The 13970-nt window shown below is 38.8% G+C and carries 19 protein-coding genes, 1 pseudogene and 1 riboswitch; of the genes and pseudogenes, 17 read left to right on the forward strand and 3 right to left on the reverse strand.

Going from position 1 to position 13970, the window contains the following annotated elements; genetic code table 11:
* Positions 1–6 precede the first annotated feature (6 nt).
* The 7 genes from PLEUR7319_RS0118675 to PLEUR7319_RS0118705 all read left to right on the forward strand — a co-directional run bounded on the left by PLEUR7319_RS0118675 (position 7) and on the right by PLEUR7319_RS0118705 (position 6344).
* Positions 7–966, forward strand: a complete 960-nt coding sequence (locus PLEUR7319_RS0118675; RefSeq protein ID WP_019506750.1) for an orange carotenoid-binding protein — start codon at positions 7–9, stop codon at positions 964–966.
* A gap of 97 nt (positions 967–1063) precedes the next feature.
* Complete coding sequence (locus tag PLEUR7319_RS0118680; RefSeq protein WP_019506751.1) at positions 1064–1207, forward strand: chlorophyll a/b-binding protein; 144 nt, start codon at positions 1064–1066, stop codon at positions 1205–1207.
* 167 nt (positions 1208–1374) lie between these two features.
* Positions 1375–1704: a hypothetical protein gene (locus PLEUR7319_RS0118685; RefSeq protein ID WP_019506752.1), complete on the forward strand. Its 330-nt coding sequence runs from the start codon at positions 1375–1377 to the stop codon at positions 1702–1704.
* A 160-nt stretch (positions 1705–1864) separates the two neighbouring features.
* Positions 1865–2015, forward strand: a riboswitch (cobalamin riboswitch).
* Between the two features lie 233 nt (positions 2016–2248).
* Positions 2249–3241, forward strand: coding sequence for a sirohydrochlorin chelatase (locus PLEUR7319_RS0118690; RefSeq protein ID WP_019506753.1), 993 nt, complete (start codon positions 2249–2251; stop codon positions 3239–3241).
* Positions 3242–3453: 212 nt separating this feature from the next.
* Positions 3454–4308 (forward strand): hypothetical protein, encoded by an 855-nt coding sequence (locus tag PLEUR7319_RS0118695; RefSeq protein ID WP_019506754.1) that lies wholly within the window; start codon positions 3454–3456, stop codon positions 4306–4308.
* An 85-nt stretch (positions 4309–4393) separates the two neighbouring features.
* A complete protein-coding gene (locus tag PLEUR7319_RS35950; RefSeq protein ID WP_019506755.1) occupies positions 4394–5071 on the forward strand; it encodes a hypothetical protein in 678 nt (225 codons plus the stop codon).
* A gap of 61 nt (positions 5072–5132) precedes the next feature.
* Complete coding sequence (locus tag PLEUR7319_RS0118705) at positions 5133–6344, forward strand: FAD/NAD(P)-binding protein (RefSeq protein ID WP_019506756.1); 1212 nt, start codon at positions 5133–5135, stop codon at positions 6342–6344.
* 4 nt (positions 6345–6348) lie between these two features.
* On the opposite strand, the gene PLEUR7319_RS0118710 is transcribed toward PLEUR7319_RS0118705, so the two are convergent.
* From PLEUR7319_RS0118710 to PLEUR7319_RS0118720, 3 genes are all read right to left on the reverse strand, one after another.
* On the reverse strand, positions 6349–6600 hold the full coding sequence (locus PLEUR7319_RS0118710; RefSeq protein WP_019506757.1) for an SDR family NAD(P)-dependent oxidoreductase: 252 nt from the start codon (positions 6598–6600) through the stop codon (positions 6349–6351).
* 183 nt (positions 6601–6783) lie between these two features.
* Positions 6784–6996, reverse strand: coding sequence for a type II toxin-antitoxin system HicB family antitoxin (locus PLEUR7319_RS0118715; protein ID WP_019506758.1), 213 nt, complete (start codon positions 6994–6996; stop codon positions 6784–6786).
* Positions 6993–7199: a type II toxin-antitoxin system HicA family toxin gene (locus PLEUR7319_RS0118720; protein ID WP_019506759.1), complete on the reverse strand. Its 207-nt coding sequence runs from the start codon at positions 7197–7199 to the stop codon at positions 6993–6995. Before PLEUR7319_RS0118720 ends, PLEUR7319_RS0118715 begins: the two co-directional genes overlap by 4 nt.
* A 126-nt stretch (positions 7200–7325) precedes the next feature.
* On the opposite strand from PLEUR7319_RS0118720, the gene PLEUR7319_RS0118725 reads away from it, so the two are divergent.
* From PLEUR7319_RS0118725 to PLEUR7319_RS0118770, 10 genes and pseudogenes are all read left to right on the forward strand, one after another.
* A complete protein-coding gene (locus PLEUR7319_RS0118725; protein ID WP_036799009.1) occupies positions 7326–7694 on the forward strand; it encodes a metalloregulator ArsR/SmtB family transcription factor in 369 nt (122 codons plus the stop codon).
* Positions 7695–7829: 135 nt separating this feature from the next.
* Positions 7830–8441, forward strand: coding sequence for a cation transporter (locus PLEUR7319_RS0118730; RefSeq protein ID WP_019506761.1), 612 nt, complete (start codon positions 7830–7832; stop codon positions 8439–8441).
* 252 nt (positions 8442–8693) lie between these two features.
* Positions 8694–9272 carry a DJ-1/PfpI family protein gene (locus PLEUR7319_RS0118735; protein ID WP_019506762.1) on the forward strand — a complete coding sequence of 193 codons (579 nt, stop codon included), beginning with the start codon at positions 8694–8696 and terminating at the stop codon, positions 9270–9272.
* 225 nt (positions 9273–9497) lie between these two features.
* Positions 9498–9716, forward strand: a complete 219-nt coding sequence (locus PLEUR7319_RS0118740) for a hypothetical protein (protein ID WP_026102633.1) — start codon at positions 9498–9500, stop codon at positions 9714–9716.
* Positions 9713–9982, forward strand: coding sequence for a type II toxin-antitoxin system RelE/ParE family toxin (locus tag PLEUR7319_RS0118745; protein ID WP_019506764.1), 270 nt, complete (start codon positions 9713–9715; stop codon positions 9980–9982). Before PLEUR7319_RS0118740 ends, PLEUR7319_RS0118745 begins: the two co-directional genes overlap by 4 nt.
* A gap of 138 nt (positions 9983–10120) precedes the next feature.
* The gene (locus PLEUR7319_RS0118750; RefSeq protein ID WP_019506765.1) at positions 10121–11020 is read left to right on the forward strand and encodes an alpha/beta fold hydrolase; all 900 of its coding nucleotides are present in this window, start codon (positions 10121–10123) and stop codon (positions 11018–11020) included.
* 28 nt (positions 11021–11048) lie between these two features.
* The gene (locus tag PLEUR7319_RS41370; RefSeq protein ID WP_019506766.1) at positions 11049–11195 is read left to right on the forward strand and encodes a hypothetical protein; all 147 of its coding nucleotides are present in this window, start codon (positions 11049–11051) and stop codon (positions 11193–11195) included.
* A 166-nt stretch (positions 11196–11361) separates the two neighbouring features.
* Positions 11362–12078 (forward strand): annotated as a pseudogene (locus PLEUR7319_RS35955) (RNA-guided endonuclease InsQ/TnpB family protein); the annotation flags it as partial.
* Between the two features lie 70 nt (positions 12079–12148).
* The gene (locus PLEUR7319_RS0118765) at positions 12149–12337 is read left to right on the forward strand and encodes a hypothetical protein (protein WP_019506768.1); all 189 of its coding nucleotides are present in this window, start codon (positions 12149–12151) and stop codon (positions 12335–12337) included.
* 466 nt (positions 12338–12803) lie between these two features.
* A complete protein-coding gene (locus PLEUR7319_RS0118770) occupies positions 12804–13970 on the forward strand; it encodes a tyrosine-type recombinase/integrase (protein ID WP_019506769.1) in 1167 nt (388 codons plus the stop codon).

The raw sequence follows: 13970 nt of genomic DNA on the forward strand, positions 1-13970 counted from the left end.
TCGTCTATGCCATTTACTATTGACTCAGCACGTAACATATTTCCCAATACCTTATCTGCTGATGCGGTACCAGCTTTAACCGCTCGCTTCAATCAACTAAGTGCCGAAGATCAACTAGCTTGGATTTGGTTTGCTTACCTGGAAATAGGCAAAACCATCACTGTTGCTGCTCCTGGAGCTGCAAATATGCAATTTGCCGAGCCTACTCTCGACCAGATTAAAGAGATGAGTTTTCAAGAGCAGTCTCAGGTAATGTGCGATCTGGCTAACCATGCCGATACGCCAATTTGCCGTACCTACGCTACTTGGACTCCCAATATAAAACTGGGATTTTGGTATCGATTAGGGGAATGGATGGAACAAGGAATAGTTGCTCCTATTCCCGAAGGATATAAACTTTCTGCTAATGCTAATGCAGTTTTGCAAACACTTCAAGGATTGGATTCTGGTCAGCAAATTACCGTGTTGCGTAACACTGTAGTAGATATGGGATTCGATCCTGCTAAGATGGTCAACTTTACCAGGGTTAGCGAGCCTGTTGCTCCTCCTGTAGAAATGTCGAAGCGAACTAAAGTTTCTATTGCAGGAGTGACGAATTCTACTGTCTTGAACTACATGAACTTATTAAATGCTAATGATTTTGATGAGTTAATTAAGTTATTCACCGAAGACGGTGCGTTGCAACCTCCTTTCAAAAGACCAATTGTCGGAAAAGATGCGGTACTAAAATTCTTTAAAGAAGAATGTCCCAACCTTAAACTAGCTCCAGAGCAGGGTATTTCTGAACCCACCGAAGATGGTTATACCCAGATTAAAGTCACGGGTAAAGTACAAACTCCTTGGTTTGGTGCGGGAGTAGGCATGAATATGTCCTGGCGATTTTTGCTAAATAGCGAAAATAAAATTTTCTTTGTGGCGATCGATTTGTTGGCATCTCCCAAAGAATTACTTAATTTAGCTCGTTAATTGAAACAGCAAAAATTTTGTCAATTTATTGCAATAAAAATTTACATTGACTATAATTTAGACAGGAATTATTAGCAATAATACATCTGAGGTCATCATGGATAATCAAGAAAACAAATTAGGCTTTACTCGATTTGCAGAAGTATGGAACGGTCGTTTAGCAATGCTAGGTTTTGTAATTGCAGCGGCCACTGAATACTTCACAGGTCAAGGCATTCTTAGTCAGATCGGTTTAATGTAAACTCCACTTAGAAAGATGTTTATCGAACCAAACTGATTAAATAGAAAAATAATTTTCACATAGCAGTCTATCTTGTAAAAACTAGAGATAGGCTGTTTATTTTTGTTTATTTTGATGATAGGATTTTAATCTATAAAATAAACAAATGTACTAAATCAGAATTATTAATGTTAGAAGTCAACCAAAACCAATTATCAGTAACGGAGGAAAAAATAGCCCAACAAGTTTTGCAAAAAGCCTATGAAAGAGAAATTTCTGCTCTGATGATGAATGTTCGCGCTCGCGCTAATTCTTTGAACGAAATAGAAGATTTATGGGATTTACACGATTTATTAAGTATGAAAAGATATGAAATAGATGGTAAATATGCCTATAACTCTTCTAGTATCGTATTCGATCTTGCTAACTTGGTTAAAGAGAAATGGTTGACGCTTGAAGATCTTCAAGATTTGCCATCAGAAATGTTATCTAAAATACTTGCTCTAGCACGAATGTAAATAATCAAAATCAAAATAATAATTTATATTATAATTAGTTGAAAATGAGTTGTACCTTGCTGACAGGTTTAACTCATTTTTTTATGAAAAAAATTTAACAAACTAAATAAAGAAACTCAAAATTTCTTTATGTTTAGTTCAAGCAAATCAGGGTATTATAAAAAGAAATTGAATAGTCGGTTTTCATGGGGAACAGCCATGAAAAGTAAAGGGGAAAGTTTGGTGCAAATCCAACGCTGTCCCGCAACTGTGATGAGATTTTAATTCAAAATCTTTCAGTCAGGATGCCCGCCGACAGGAGTTGGTTAGATACTTTTAAAACTCCAAAATAAACTACTAAAATAGTCTGCGAGGTACAGATGATTAATATTTTTTTGTCAATACTTATTATTGATTTATTGTTATGTAAAGTTGATAAATCAAGGCGATACTCAAACACTTATTTGACAGGCTTTAAGTGAAAAATTTGGGAGTAATTTAACGTCTATTCTAAATTGCTCTAATTCTTGTCTTGTTTTATTCACCGCATATAAGGACTAAATCTTTGATAGCTATTAAAAATACTTCTCAAAAACAGGGGACTGATTCATTACGATTAACTCCTCTACCCCATTCCAGACCTTTATTAGCGATCGGTCACGGAACGAGAAACGATCGCGGAAGGCAAACTTTTCTGGAATTTGTGGCAACGTATCAACAATTAGATACCTCTCGTCCAGTGATTCCTTGTTTTTTAGAATTGACCGAACCCAACATTCAACGAGGAATCGAAGCCTGTGTGCGACAAGGCTTTACAGAAATTACAGCATTACCTATTCTATTATTTGCTGCCCGACACAATAAATTTGATGTCACCAATGAATTAGACCGAGCCAGTCAACCCTATCCTCAATTAGAGATTAGTTATGGTCGTCACTTGGGTATTACTCCAAAAATAATCAAACTGTGGCGCGATCGCTTGGCAGAATTAGACCAGCCAGAACATAATCGTCGTAATATTTCCCGTGAAGATACGGTACTGTTATTCGTTGGTAGGGGTTCGAGCGATCCCGATGCTAATGGAGATGTTTATAAACTAGCCCGCATTATCTGGGAAGGAAGTGGCTACAAGACGGTGGAAACCTGTTTTATCGGCATCAGTCATCCTCGTTTATCAGAAGGATTTCGTCGGGCTTATCTATATCGACCCAAGCGCGTCATCGTTTTACCATATTTCTTGTTTACGGGGACTTTAATGGAAAAAATCCACCACATTACTGCCCAGCAACAACAAGAACATAGTGAAATTGAATTTGTTTCTTTACCTGAGATGGGTATTGCTGACCAATTGTTGCAAGTAATTAGAAGCAGAGAAATTGAAGCGCAACTCGGGCAAGTAGCAATGAACTGCGAAATGTGTAAGTTTCGTCTCGCTGCCACCAATGGCGGTGAACACGGACACGGACATCATCACCACGGACATCATCACCATCACGAAAACCACGATCCTTATGCCAAATTAGAAGATTATCATCAGCGTATTTGGCAGACACCTTAGTAGAATTCTTGCACGAATCATTATGAACTACTCAAGTGGAGGGAAAAGGGAAAAGGTTAAAGGGAAAAGCGCACCGCCCGTGGCGAGGTTTCCTCGCCATTAAGGACGGAGCAAGAAATGATTAATCTTCTATTCATGTAAGAGATCTAGTAATTTTGGCGATCGCCAGATTAAAACAACACATTAATATTATTTGAAAAATCCGAAAAACTATGAATCGTAACTTATTCAAACTCAGCACCATTGCCCTAATATCTTTAACCCTTGGAAGTCGTGTTAACAGTGAGACGGCAGAAAGTAATAACAGTAATCCTGCTGTTGCCAATGCCCAAGGTCAAGCTACTTTAAACTTAGTGGCTAACGGAGAGGATTTTGTCCGCCAGGGTTTCGTTACTAAAGATGGTTGGACAATGAGTTTCGAGCGCCTGGATGTAAATCTAGCCGAAGTCACGGCATATCAAATAGATGGTGCTTTTGAACCCACAGAAACAGACACTCTCGACGGTTTAGAGTATCAGGAAAAAGTCTCTTTAGTAGATACACCTCAAGTTATAGATTTAGCCGAAGGAGAAGCAGATGCAGCACCTATTTTAGTCGCAGATGCGGAAGTAACACCTGGTTTATATAATGCAATGGCTTGGCAAATCGATACTGCGGGCGCAGACTCTCCCCTAGCAGGGAAAACCATGGTCATGCAGGGAACAGCTACCAAAGACGATCAAACAATTAACTTTGATATTAGTCTTGATCGTCCCATTCAGTATCTCTGCGGTGAATATGTGGGGGACGAACGCAAGGGAATTGTGGAGGCAGATTCACCAGGGGAAATAGAAACCACCTTTCACTTCGATCATGTATTTGGCGATGCCGAGACTAGTGCCGATGAAGCTATCAATGTGGATGCTTTAGGTTTTGAACCTTTGGCACAATTAGCGTCTAATGACAGTTTAACCATTGATGATGCCACCCTGACTCAACAGTTATCTGCCGAAGACCAAGAAAAACTCACTAAAGCAATTATTGGTTTGGGTCATGTTGGAGAAGGACATTGTGCGGTTATTGAATAATTATTAAAAGCGATTGGCTTTGCCAGTACGCGGAGCGTAATCGCTTCAATCATCTTGAATGTCAACACGAGCGGGGAGGAACAAAATGCAGTTATTCTCTCAAGAAATGATCGAGCAACTAGAGTTACTTTTAACTCGCTCTGACAATGATTGGAAATCATCTCGGCTACATCCTCCATCGATTACTGCAACGGTTACTTGGAACACACTCCAGCTATGGCAAGGTGTTTTACGAGCAATTGCTCTTAGTCCCTGGTGGCAGTTTTGTTTAATAGTCGTGGGGAGTACTAGTAGTATTGTTTATCCCCATCCACCGCTAGTTGGCATTGCTGCTGTTGCTGGTAACACCTTGACTCGCCCCAGAGCACTGACAAGCATCACGAGTATTTGGCTTGCTAACCAAGTTTATGGTTTTACCATTAGTCGCTACCCCCTGAGTTTAGAATCACTAACTTGGGGATTAGTAATGGGCAGCAGTATTTTTTTAGTTACTTGGCTCTTAACTTTACAGCCGAAATTTAGCCGAAATAACTTTCAGGGCTATCTCATTTGGTTGGCAATAGGTGTTTTGGGTGGGTATACCCTATATCAAGGAAGTATCGTTCTGATTGCCCAATTAATATGGGGACACGGACTTAGTTTGACAATTTTATGGAGTATTTTTTGGAAAGATATTGTTTGGGCTATTTCTCTCTCTCTTCTTCATGGCTGTGTACTAGGTGTGATGGCAGTTAAGCTCCTTAAACAAGCGATGAAAAGGTAAATGACAATTAAAATGATAATCATTATTATATAGTGATAGAGATAATCATTATTTTCCGCGAGTGAAATTACCCGAATATATAGACCTAGCGATTGTTGGCGCAGGAGTTCAGGCTCTAACTTTAACCACCCACCTATTACAAAAAAGTGGGAAGCATTATCATAAATTCTTAGTTTTCGATCCGAGTCAAACTTGGCTGAGTCAGTGGCAGCAACAATTTGCAGCACAACAAATTCCTTATTTGCGATCGCCTGCCGTCCATCATCCCGATCCCAACCCCCATCTATTAAGAACCTTTGCCGAACATAGGCATAATGAGTTATTCCCACCTTACGATAGACCAGGAACAAAGCTATTTAATGATTTTTGTGATGAAGTAATTCGACGCTGGAAGTTAACAGATAAGGTTTATCCCGCCAAAGTAATCCAGATTTTACCGATTGAACGTGCTTCTCGTTCTCGATTTCAATTGGTTTTAAATACGGGAGAAACTATTGTTACCCGTAGAGTGGTACTAGCTACGGGAAGTGGTAAAGTACAGCTTCCCAATTGGGTAGAAAAAATTACCTCAGATTACCCATCCGATAGATTATGCCATTCTCAACAAGTAAATTTAAAGCATCTTAAGTTAACAGGAGAACAGGTTTTAATCGTCGGTGGTGGTTTAACTAGCGGACATTTAGCCAAAGGTGCGATAAACCTGGGTGCAACTGTTACTCTAATGACTAGAAAACAGTTACAATCAAAAATCTTTGATGCCGATCCTGGTTGGTTAGGACCAAAATATCTCAAAGACTTTCACGCCGAAACCGATTGGTATGACCGTTACCAGCAAATACAGCAAGCCCGTAATGGCGGTTCGATGACTCCCGAAATGATTCTGCAATTAAGCCAAGCAGCCAACGAAGGGAAGATGAGGATAGATGAATGCTGTCAAGTTAGCGACGCACATTGGCAAGATAATCTCTGGCAGATTCATTGTCACGATGGCAGCAAACATCAGTTTAACCGTATCTGGTTAGCTACTGGTACGAAATTCAACATTACCGAGCATCCCTTATTACAAGACGTACTTGAGACTTATCCCACAGAAACAGTTAACGGCTTACCCGTACTAGACGAATATTTACGTCTGCCCAAGTCTAACTTTTTTATTATGGGTGGTTTGGCTGCGTTACGAATTGGTCCTGTTGCCAGAAACATCGGTGGTGGGAAAATGGCTGCAAGGCTTATTGTGCCAGCAATTGTTAAGCCCAGTTTGGCGATTGGTTGATTTTTTATTGTTGAAGATTATCGTTATTGTGTCCGTAATGTGCCATCAAGTTGAAGTCAAGGCGATCGCTTTTTATCCCAAAAGCTTTACCACCATTTTGTCTAATTTTTTCGGTGACATGAGTAACTTTATCCTCTTTAAGACCATGTATTACAACGGCCACACCTTCTTCAGCTAAAGTTTTGGCGATCGCTTGACCAATCCCAACATTACTACCTGTTATTAAGGCTCTTTTTTCTTGTAAATTTAGTTTCATTTATTTAATTTGAAATTCTTGAATAAATTGCGATCGCACCATAAATACAAATACATTCAATCACCTTTTTGATAGTGATAGCGAGCTTGCAGAAAATAAACGCGATCCGAAGGCTACGCGGAGTGTAATCGCTTTTTACTTCATAAACTAAATAATATCTTTTGTAATAATTACCCTGGAAATTCAATTGGCAATAGCCTCGCTCTCATAAATATTTGGTTGCGGGAGATTATTATTATCTTCTATTAATAACTCCAAAACCTCTTGAGCATTTTTTACTGCTTCTTCATAAGTATCGCCATGAGTTCGAGCATACTTGCCAAATTCTGGTAAAGAAACAATGTAACATTCATCTTCATTACTCCATTGAATTACAATGCTGTAGCGTGATTTCATTTTTGAGCCTCCTTGATATCTTTAAGAAAATCTTTTACATCTTTCTCTTGATAGCGTTTAGCATCGTTTCCATCTTTACCAGATATAGTTATCTTGTAACTTAACAAAGGATGACTCCATTTAGTGTGGCTTCCTTTCCCCTGTTCGCAAATACAATCTGCTTTTAATAGCATAGCTTTTAGTTCTCTAATTTTCTTGGGCAAATACTTTTTCCTACATCCGCTCTATGTTTTAAGTTAAGCGTACCTCGCGATATAAGACTGTACCAACAACTTAAGTAATTCATATCTTGTACCATTGAACTAAATAGATTTAACCGTTACCCTTAAATATCCGTGAGTAAAACCAAAGCAGACGATCTTTGTCAGGTAAGATGTTTTAACACCGAGTTAGTTGCTCAAATTAGAGAAACTTTTCCTTCAGAAGATACTTTAGAAGAAATGACGGTTATCTTTAATGCTTTAGCAGACCGCTCGCGGGTTAAGATACTTTATGCCCTCAGAAACGGCGATGAACTTTGTGTCTGCGATATTGCAGCCATGTTAAATGTCAAAATCGCTACCGCTTCCCATCATCTGCGGAAAATGCGCGATCTGAAATTACTTAAATACCGTAATGACGGTAAATTAGCTTATTATTCGCTAAAAGATCGGCGCGTTACTGATATTCTTAGCTATGCTTTACGGGAGTTAGTTTAGCTTTTAGTTAGTATGTCTTAGTCTTTCTCTATTTTTATCACTTTAATTTGGTTTACATTCTAATGTTCTTTTGAACGTTTGAGAGATATCATAAATATGATTCAAACACTCACTTGAACGTTATAACAAAAAACAATGGCAGAACATTGTTGTCAACACAAAGCCAAGGAATTAGAAAAGCTACAACAACGCCAGAGCAAAGTATTATGGATTATTTTGGTAATCAATGCAGTAATGTTTGTGGTGGAGTTTAGCGGAGGAATCAAGGCAGCCTCTCTATCTCTGACTGGTGACTCCTTAGATATGCTAGGGGATGCTTTAGTTTATGGCTGTAGCCTTTATGTTATTCAAAAAGGTAAAAAAGCCCAGGCGCGATCGGCAATACTCAAAGGCAGTATTATGTTTATTACGGCGATCGCTGTATTTGCCAGAGCTACTTATCAATTATTCGCTCAAACCGTTCCTACAGTTGGTTTAATGAGCGAGATTGGTATTTTAGCTCTAGCAGCTAACCTAATCTGCTTTTTACTGTTGATTCGTCACCGTAATGACAATATCAATATGTCTTCAGTTTGGCTGTGTTCCCGTAACGACATTATTGCCAATACTTCAGTGTTGCTAACTGCTGGATTGGTATTTCTAACTGGTTCGTTTTTGCCAGATTTCATTTTAGGGCTATTACTCACCGTCGTTTTTGCCCAATCTGCGGGAAAAGTTCTAACTCAGGCAAGAGCCGAATTAAATTGAAACTCAATTAGATTACAAATATGGTGGGTTATACAATGGGTATAATCTTTCCTTTAGCATTTTCCCATGTTGCGATCGCCTCAGATAAATTATTGCTTTATTAAACGTTTCTTATTAGATTTAGTTATGTATAAATGCTTTAAGACAACTGCAAAGCTAATCAACTATCTGCATTGCTGGGTAAATGTTTTTATTATTGTAGTAGTAAAGCAGAAAACGCAACAACACATAGTATTTTAATTAAAAGACATCATGAAAGTTGGCATAGTTATCTTTAATGAGGTTGAAGTACTAGATTTCGCAGGACCTTACGAAGTGTTCTCGAAAGCCTCGAAAGGAAATGAAAAACTATTTGAGGTAAAGACTATTGGTGAAACTGGCGAAATAATCTCAGCCAGAAATGGATTAAAAGTATTACCAGATCTTAGTTATCAAAACGAGCCTATTTCTGATATTCTCATCGTCCCTGGAGGCTATGGAGCAGAAGAAATTGAGATTAAAAATCCCGTTATGATTGAATGGCTTCAATCACAGGAGAACAAGGTAGAAATTTTGGCTTCAGTTTGCACGGGCGCACTTCTTTTAGCTGAGGCAGGAATTTTAGACAATAAAAAAGCAACTACGCATTGGATGGACTACGATCGCTTAGAAAAAGAATATCCAAAAGTAGAAGTAGTTAGAGGAGTTAAATTTGTAGATGAAGGTCATATTCTAACATCTGGTGGGATTTCGGCTGGAATTAATATGTCCTTCTATATAATCAAGAGATTATTTGGGGCTAAAGTTGTCAAAGACTTAGCAAAAAGAATGGAATATGACATAGAAATTTAGGCATTGTTGAGTAAATGATATTTTGGAACGAAACCCGAACTCTAAATTCACTATTTGCTATGACTACAGCATCCGATCGAACTCAACTCAACTCTAGTATTGGCGGAATAAAAAATTTTTACAACTGGAATTTTTTAGACAAGCAATATCAAATAGTCTATGAAACCGTCGAAGATCGCGCTTATTGCTCAAGATATACTTGATAAACAACTACCAGTGATTACTATGACAGAATTACTCAATCAAGCGGTTGCACGTATTAAAAATTTGCCTGACAACGAACAAGATGCGATCGCTACAATCATTTTAGAAGAACTTGAAGACGAGATTAAATGGGAACAAGCTTTTAGCAATTCTCAAGATTTACTAGCCGAGCTTGCTGCTGAAGCGATGACAGAATATAGAGCTGGAAAAACCCAAGAATTAGACCCAGAAAAATTGTGAAGTCGCGAACAACATTAAAGTTTCGTCAAGTCTTTGCTAAATTACCAAAACAAATTCAAGCACAAGCACGTAGTGCATATCGTCAGTTTAAAAAAAATCCAACTCATCCAAGCTTACGTTTTAAAAAAGTGCATCAAAGACTGCCTATTTATTCCGCCCGAATCAGTAAAAACTATCGAGCAGTTGGTCAATTGGATGGAGATACTGTCATTTGGTTTTGGATCGGTTCTCATCAAGATTATGAAAAATTACTATCTGGTTTGTAGCCAGAGATCTTGATATCCATGTTTTGACTAGATTATGAGCGATTGTCTCGATCGTATCAATGGGTTAAGTAGGTTGTATGACTACCTAAATATCTGACTAAAATTCTATTGTAGATAGATTTCCCTTCATTAATAGCTATGACTACAGCAACCGATCGAACTCAACTCAACTCCAGTATTGGCGGGACAAAGAATGTTTATCACTGGAATTTTTTAGACAAACAATATCAAATAGTCTATGAAACCATCGGCGCGGGAAATCCCGTACTGTTACTTCCCGCTTTTAGTACGGTTTCCAGTCGCACGGAGATGAAAGGTATTGCCAGTCTACTAGCTACACAATATCAAGTGACGGTTTTAGATTGGTTGGGATTTGGCGAGTCTCAATGTCCCCCTGTGGATTATAATCCCGCATTATTTCAGCAATTGTTGAGAGATTTTATTAAATCTGTTTTTAATATCCCAATTATCATAATCGCTGCGGGTCATGCTTCGGGATATGCTTTGAAATTTGCTCAGGATAACCCAGATATAATATCTCAACTAATTTTAATTGCTCCTACTTGGCAAGGACCTTTGAGAGTTATGGGTTTACCCGATGGTGTCAGGAATGGGGTGAAAAACTTAGTGCGATCGCCTATTATCGGACAAGGGTTATACTATCTCAACACTACCCCTTCCTTTCTGCGCTTGATGTATAAACGTCATGTATATGTAGATGAAACCAAGCTAACCCCCGAATTCATCGCCCAAAAACACCAAATTACCTCAAAAGATGGCGCGAGATATGCCCCAGCAGCTTTTGTTACTGGCGCGATCGATCCTGTCACTAATAGAGAGGAGTTTTTGCAGCTTCTAGAATCTGTATCGATACCCGTATCAATCGTTCTGGCGGAAAATGCACCCCCGAAATCAAAAACAGAAATGGAGGCGATGGCAGAGTTGGAAGAAGTACAAACAGTCAGACTAAGAGGGACGTTGGGGATTTATGAAGAGTCTCCCGAAGCGGTGACAAAAGCGATTCAGGATTTTCTTTAGAGCGATCATTATTATTGAGCCAGATATTATGAAACTTTCTGAAATTGATGTCGATAAGTTATCACAAAGCCAAATAACTCAAATATTATTTGGCAATGCTAAAGACGATCTAAAACAAGGAGATTGTATTTTTACATTTGGCGGAAGAGGCATTGAAAGAGTACATAAAGCTTAACGTTCCAGAAGACAAAATTTTAGTTGAAGATCGTTCAAATCATTCCAAAGATGGTGCGATTGGCGAAGCCTAGCCGAAGGCATCGCATCTTTATTTACCTTAGAAGATAAATTTGGTATTCATCGAGTTAAAAATCTTTTAGCATTGTCGGTGGGAAGCCCCACGTCTAGTAACTATTCAATGCGATGTCAAAGTACCCGACCCGTTGCCTTTTGGGCGTGGGATTGGGATTGACATTGGACTGGAATCTTTTTTGGTAACTAGCGATAACTTCCGAGTTGAACCGGCACTTTTTTTTCGAGAACTCCAAAGTAGGCTTAAAGTGCTGCAACGGAAGGTATCTCGTAAGAAAAAACGGTCTAAAAACTGGGAAAAAGCACAGCTTAAAGTAGCTAGAGTTCACCATCAAATATCTAATACTCGTAAAAACTTTCACTTTCAAACTAGCCATCTTCTGTGTGACATGGCAGACATGATTTTTGTGGAGGACATCAACTTTAAAATGACTGCTAGAGGATTTTTAGGCAAGCAAATGCTTGATGGTGGCTTCGGTCAATTTCGAGATTTGTTGTCCTGGGTATGCTGGAAACGTGGCAAATACTTTCAGCAAGTAGACCATAAATACACCAGTCAAATTTGTCCTGAGTGTAATGCTCACACAGGGAAAAAACAACTGACTCAACGAGTTCACAATTGTCCTGAATGTGGCTACTCTACTACAAGAGATCATGCTAGCGGGAGAGTGATTTTACAACGAGGATTGAAATCAGTACCGACGGACTGTCGGGAATGGAAACTGTCTGGTAGTGGCGTACTGTCGGGGATCTCGTATCTAGATAAGTGCCGATCCAGAAATGCCAACTTGCGAGAGTTGGAAGCCTAGGTCTGTACTGCCAAGCAGTCAGCGTAGGAGGATGTCACTTATCAGCATTCCCTGAAACTACAGAAGAGCAATGTTGACTTTCAAGACGTATTATCCTCAATGGATAAACTATACATGGTGTCCAGCCGACTATAAACAACATCAACCCGATAATTGCTGGCAAAATCCTGAAGCTCACGGCTATGTAATGAAAGAGATAACTAATCTAGTAAAATTTGTTCGTGAGGGACAGTTAATAGACGTTGAAGTTGAAGTTTAATCATTGCAAGAAATTTATTTAAATACAGCGATCGCTTTTTCTCTCTCTACTGTTTTGAATATGGTTACAGTTATCGATCTTTAGGAACACAAGTGATCGCATTTTTCAAATAACGATCGCTTGATTCCCAGCTATTGATACAAAATCAAGTCTGAGGAATGAGGATTTAATTATCTACCAAAGTTAAGTAGATTGTGGCTGAACTTTATAATTCCATTGAGGAAGATATTCGTCAAAGATGATTTTTTGGGTCTATAATCCTAAATACCACTCGAAGTTGAATATTGAAGAATCGCTGAAACCCAGACTCTGTATGATACGGGACTGACGGAACTCGAACCCGCGACCTCCTGCGTGACAGGCAGTGCAAGAAGCTGAAAAGCTGATTATTACGTTGCATTTAGCCTGATATTTCCAGTATTTGACCCAAAATTGGTTCTTATTTGGTTCTATAAAAATAGGACTAATGTACTTAGAAGGTAAAGAAAGAGCCAAAATAGGCAAAGTAACTGTAGACATTACTGCCGATAGATACCGTCTCAGATTCACCTATCCCAAAGGTAAAAGACATCAATTGAAAATAGCCCAAGTCTCAGATGAAGGTTGGGCAGTAGCGTTAAAAGCAGCGCAACTTGTTAACAGAGATATCGACTTGGGAGACTTTGATGAAACTTACGCCAGATATTCTCCTACTCATGCTAAAACGCTAGAACTAGCTCAAGAGAAGAAAACCAAAACTTATACTCTGGTAGAAGTCTGGGAGCGATATAAAGACCTAAACAAAGACAGAATTGCTCAGACCACTCAAAACCATTTATGGAAAGATTGCGACCGTTACTTGTCTCGGACGGACAAACGGCTATTAGAGTTAAACAAAGCTCAGGAATTTGTTTCTTACCTACAGAGTAAATACGCTGTCTCGACCATTGCTACGCTGTTTAGGTCTTGTATTAATCCTGCGGTCAATGCTGCTGTTAATGCGGGACTTATTACGGTTAATCCATATCAGAGTATCAATATTCCTAAGCCACAGAAAAAACCGATAGAATGCTTTGAGCCTAATGAAGTTAAGGCAATCATCGCTGCTTTCTATTCTGATGAATATAAACATAAGTTCTCTAGCTACGAACATTCATTCTATGCTCAGTATGTGGAGATGTTAGCCCTTACTGGAGCAAGACCAGAAGAAATTGTAGCTCTAACCTTTGACGATATTAAGCGTAAGGGTGGAAAGACTTATATCAAGTTCTCCAAAGCTTACAGTAAAGGGATACTACTACCACATACCAAAACAAAAGAGATTAGACTTTTTCCCTGTAACAAACAATTAGTATCAGTACTTGATTCTGTACCTAGAACAAATAAACTAATGTTTCCTGGTGTAGAAGGTGGCTATCTTAATCATGGCAATTTCAGAAAAAGAGATTGGCGTGTTGTTTTGAAAGGTTTAGTCGAGGAGAAGAGGGTAGAGAAGTATCTCAAGCCTTATGCTCTAAGGCATTCTTTTATTACTAGATTGGTGAGGGATGGAGTAGATATCAAAACTGTGGCTACATTATCAGGTAATTCTGTAGCTACTATCATCAAGCATTATTTAGCAGCCAAGCAAGACTTTAATCTACCAGAACTGTAA

The sequence above is a fragment of the Pleurocapsa sp. PCC 7319 genome, assembly GCF_000332195.1.
In the GTDB taxonomy this organism is placed as follows: Bacteria; Cyanobacteriota; Cyanobacteriia; order Cyanobacteriales; family Xenococcaceae; genus Waterburya.

Excerpts from the sequence above, each read along its gene's own strand:
- PLEUR7319_RS0118675 (WP_019506750.1), top strand. The coding sequence starts at position 7 with ATGCCATTTACTATTGACTCAGCACGTAACATATTTCCCAATACCTTA.
- PLEUR7319_RS0118715 (WP_019506758.1), bottom strand. The coding sequence starts at position 6,996 with ATGAAATCACGCTACAGCATTGTAATTCAATGGAGTAATGAAGATGAA.
- PLEUR7319_RS0118750 (WP_019506765.1), top strand. The coding sequence starts at position 10,121 with ATGACTACAGCAACCGATCGAACTCAACTCAACTCCAGTATTGGCGGG.
- PLEUR7319_RS0118765 (WP_019506768.1), top strand. The coding sequence starts at position 12,149 with ATGTTGACTTTCAAGACGTATTATCCTCAATGGATAAACTATACATGG.
- PLEUR7319_RS0118695 (WP_019506754.1), top strand. The coding sequence starts at position 3,454 with ATGAATCGTAACTTATTCAAACTCAGCACCATTGCCCTAATATCTTTA.
- PLEUR7319_RS0118680 (WP_019506751.1), top strand. The coding sequence starts at position 1,064 with ATGGATAATCAAGAAAACAAATTAGGCTTTACTCGATTTGCAGAAGTA.
- PLEUR7319_RS0118740 (WP_026102633.1), top strand. The coding sequence starts at position 9,498 with ATGACAGAATTACTCAATCAAGCGGTTGCACGTATTAAAAATTTGCCT.
- PLEUR7319_RS0118770 (WP_019506769.1), top strand. The coding sequence starts at position 12,804 with ATGTACTTAGAAGGTAAAGAAAGAGCCAAAATAGGCAAAGTAACTGTA.
- PLEUR7319_RS0118710 (WP_019506757.1), bottom strand. The coding sequence starts at position 6,600 with ATGAAACTAAATTTACAAGAAAAAAGAGCCTTAATAACAGGTAGTAAT.
- PLEUR7319_RS0118730 (WP_019506761.1), top strand. The coding sequence starts at position 7,830 with ATGGCAGAACATTGTTGTCAACACAAAGCCAAGGAATTAGAAAAGCTA.
- PLEUR7319_RS0118685 (WP_019506752.1), top strand. The coding sequence starts at position 1,375 with ATGTTAGAAGTCAACCAAAACCAATTATCAGTAACGGAGGAAAAAATA.
- PLEUR7319_RS35950 (WP_019506755.1), top strand. The coding sequence starts at position 4,394 with ATGCAGTTATTCTCTCAAGAAATGATCGAGCAACTAGAGTTACTTTTA.
- PLEUR7319_RS0118735 (WP_019506762.1), top strand. The coding sequence starts at position 8,694 with ATGAAAGTTGGCATAGTTATCTTTAATGAGGTTGAAGTACTAGATTTC.
- PLEUR7319_RS41370 (WP_019506766.1), top strand. The coding sequence starts at position 11,049 with ATGAAACTTTCTGAAATTGATGTCGATAAGTTATCACAAAGCCAAATA.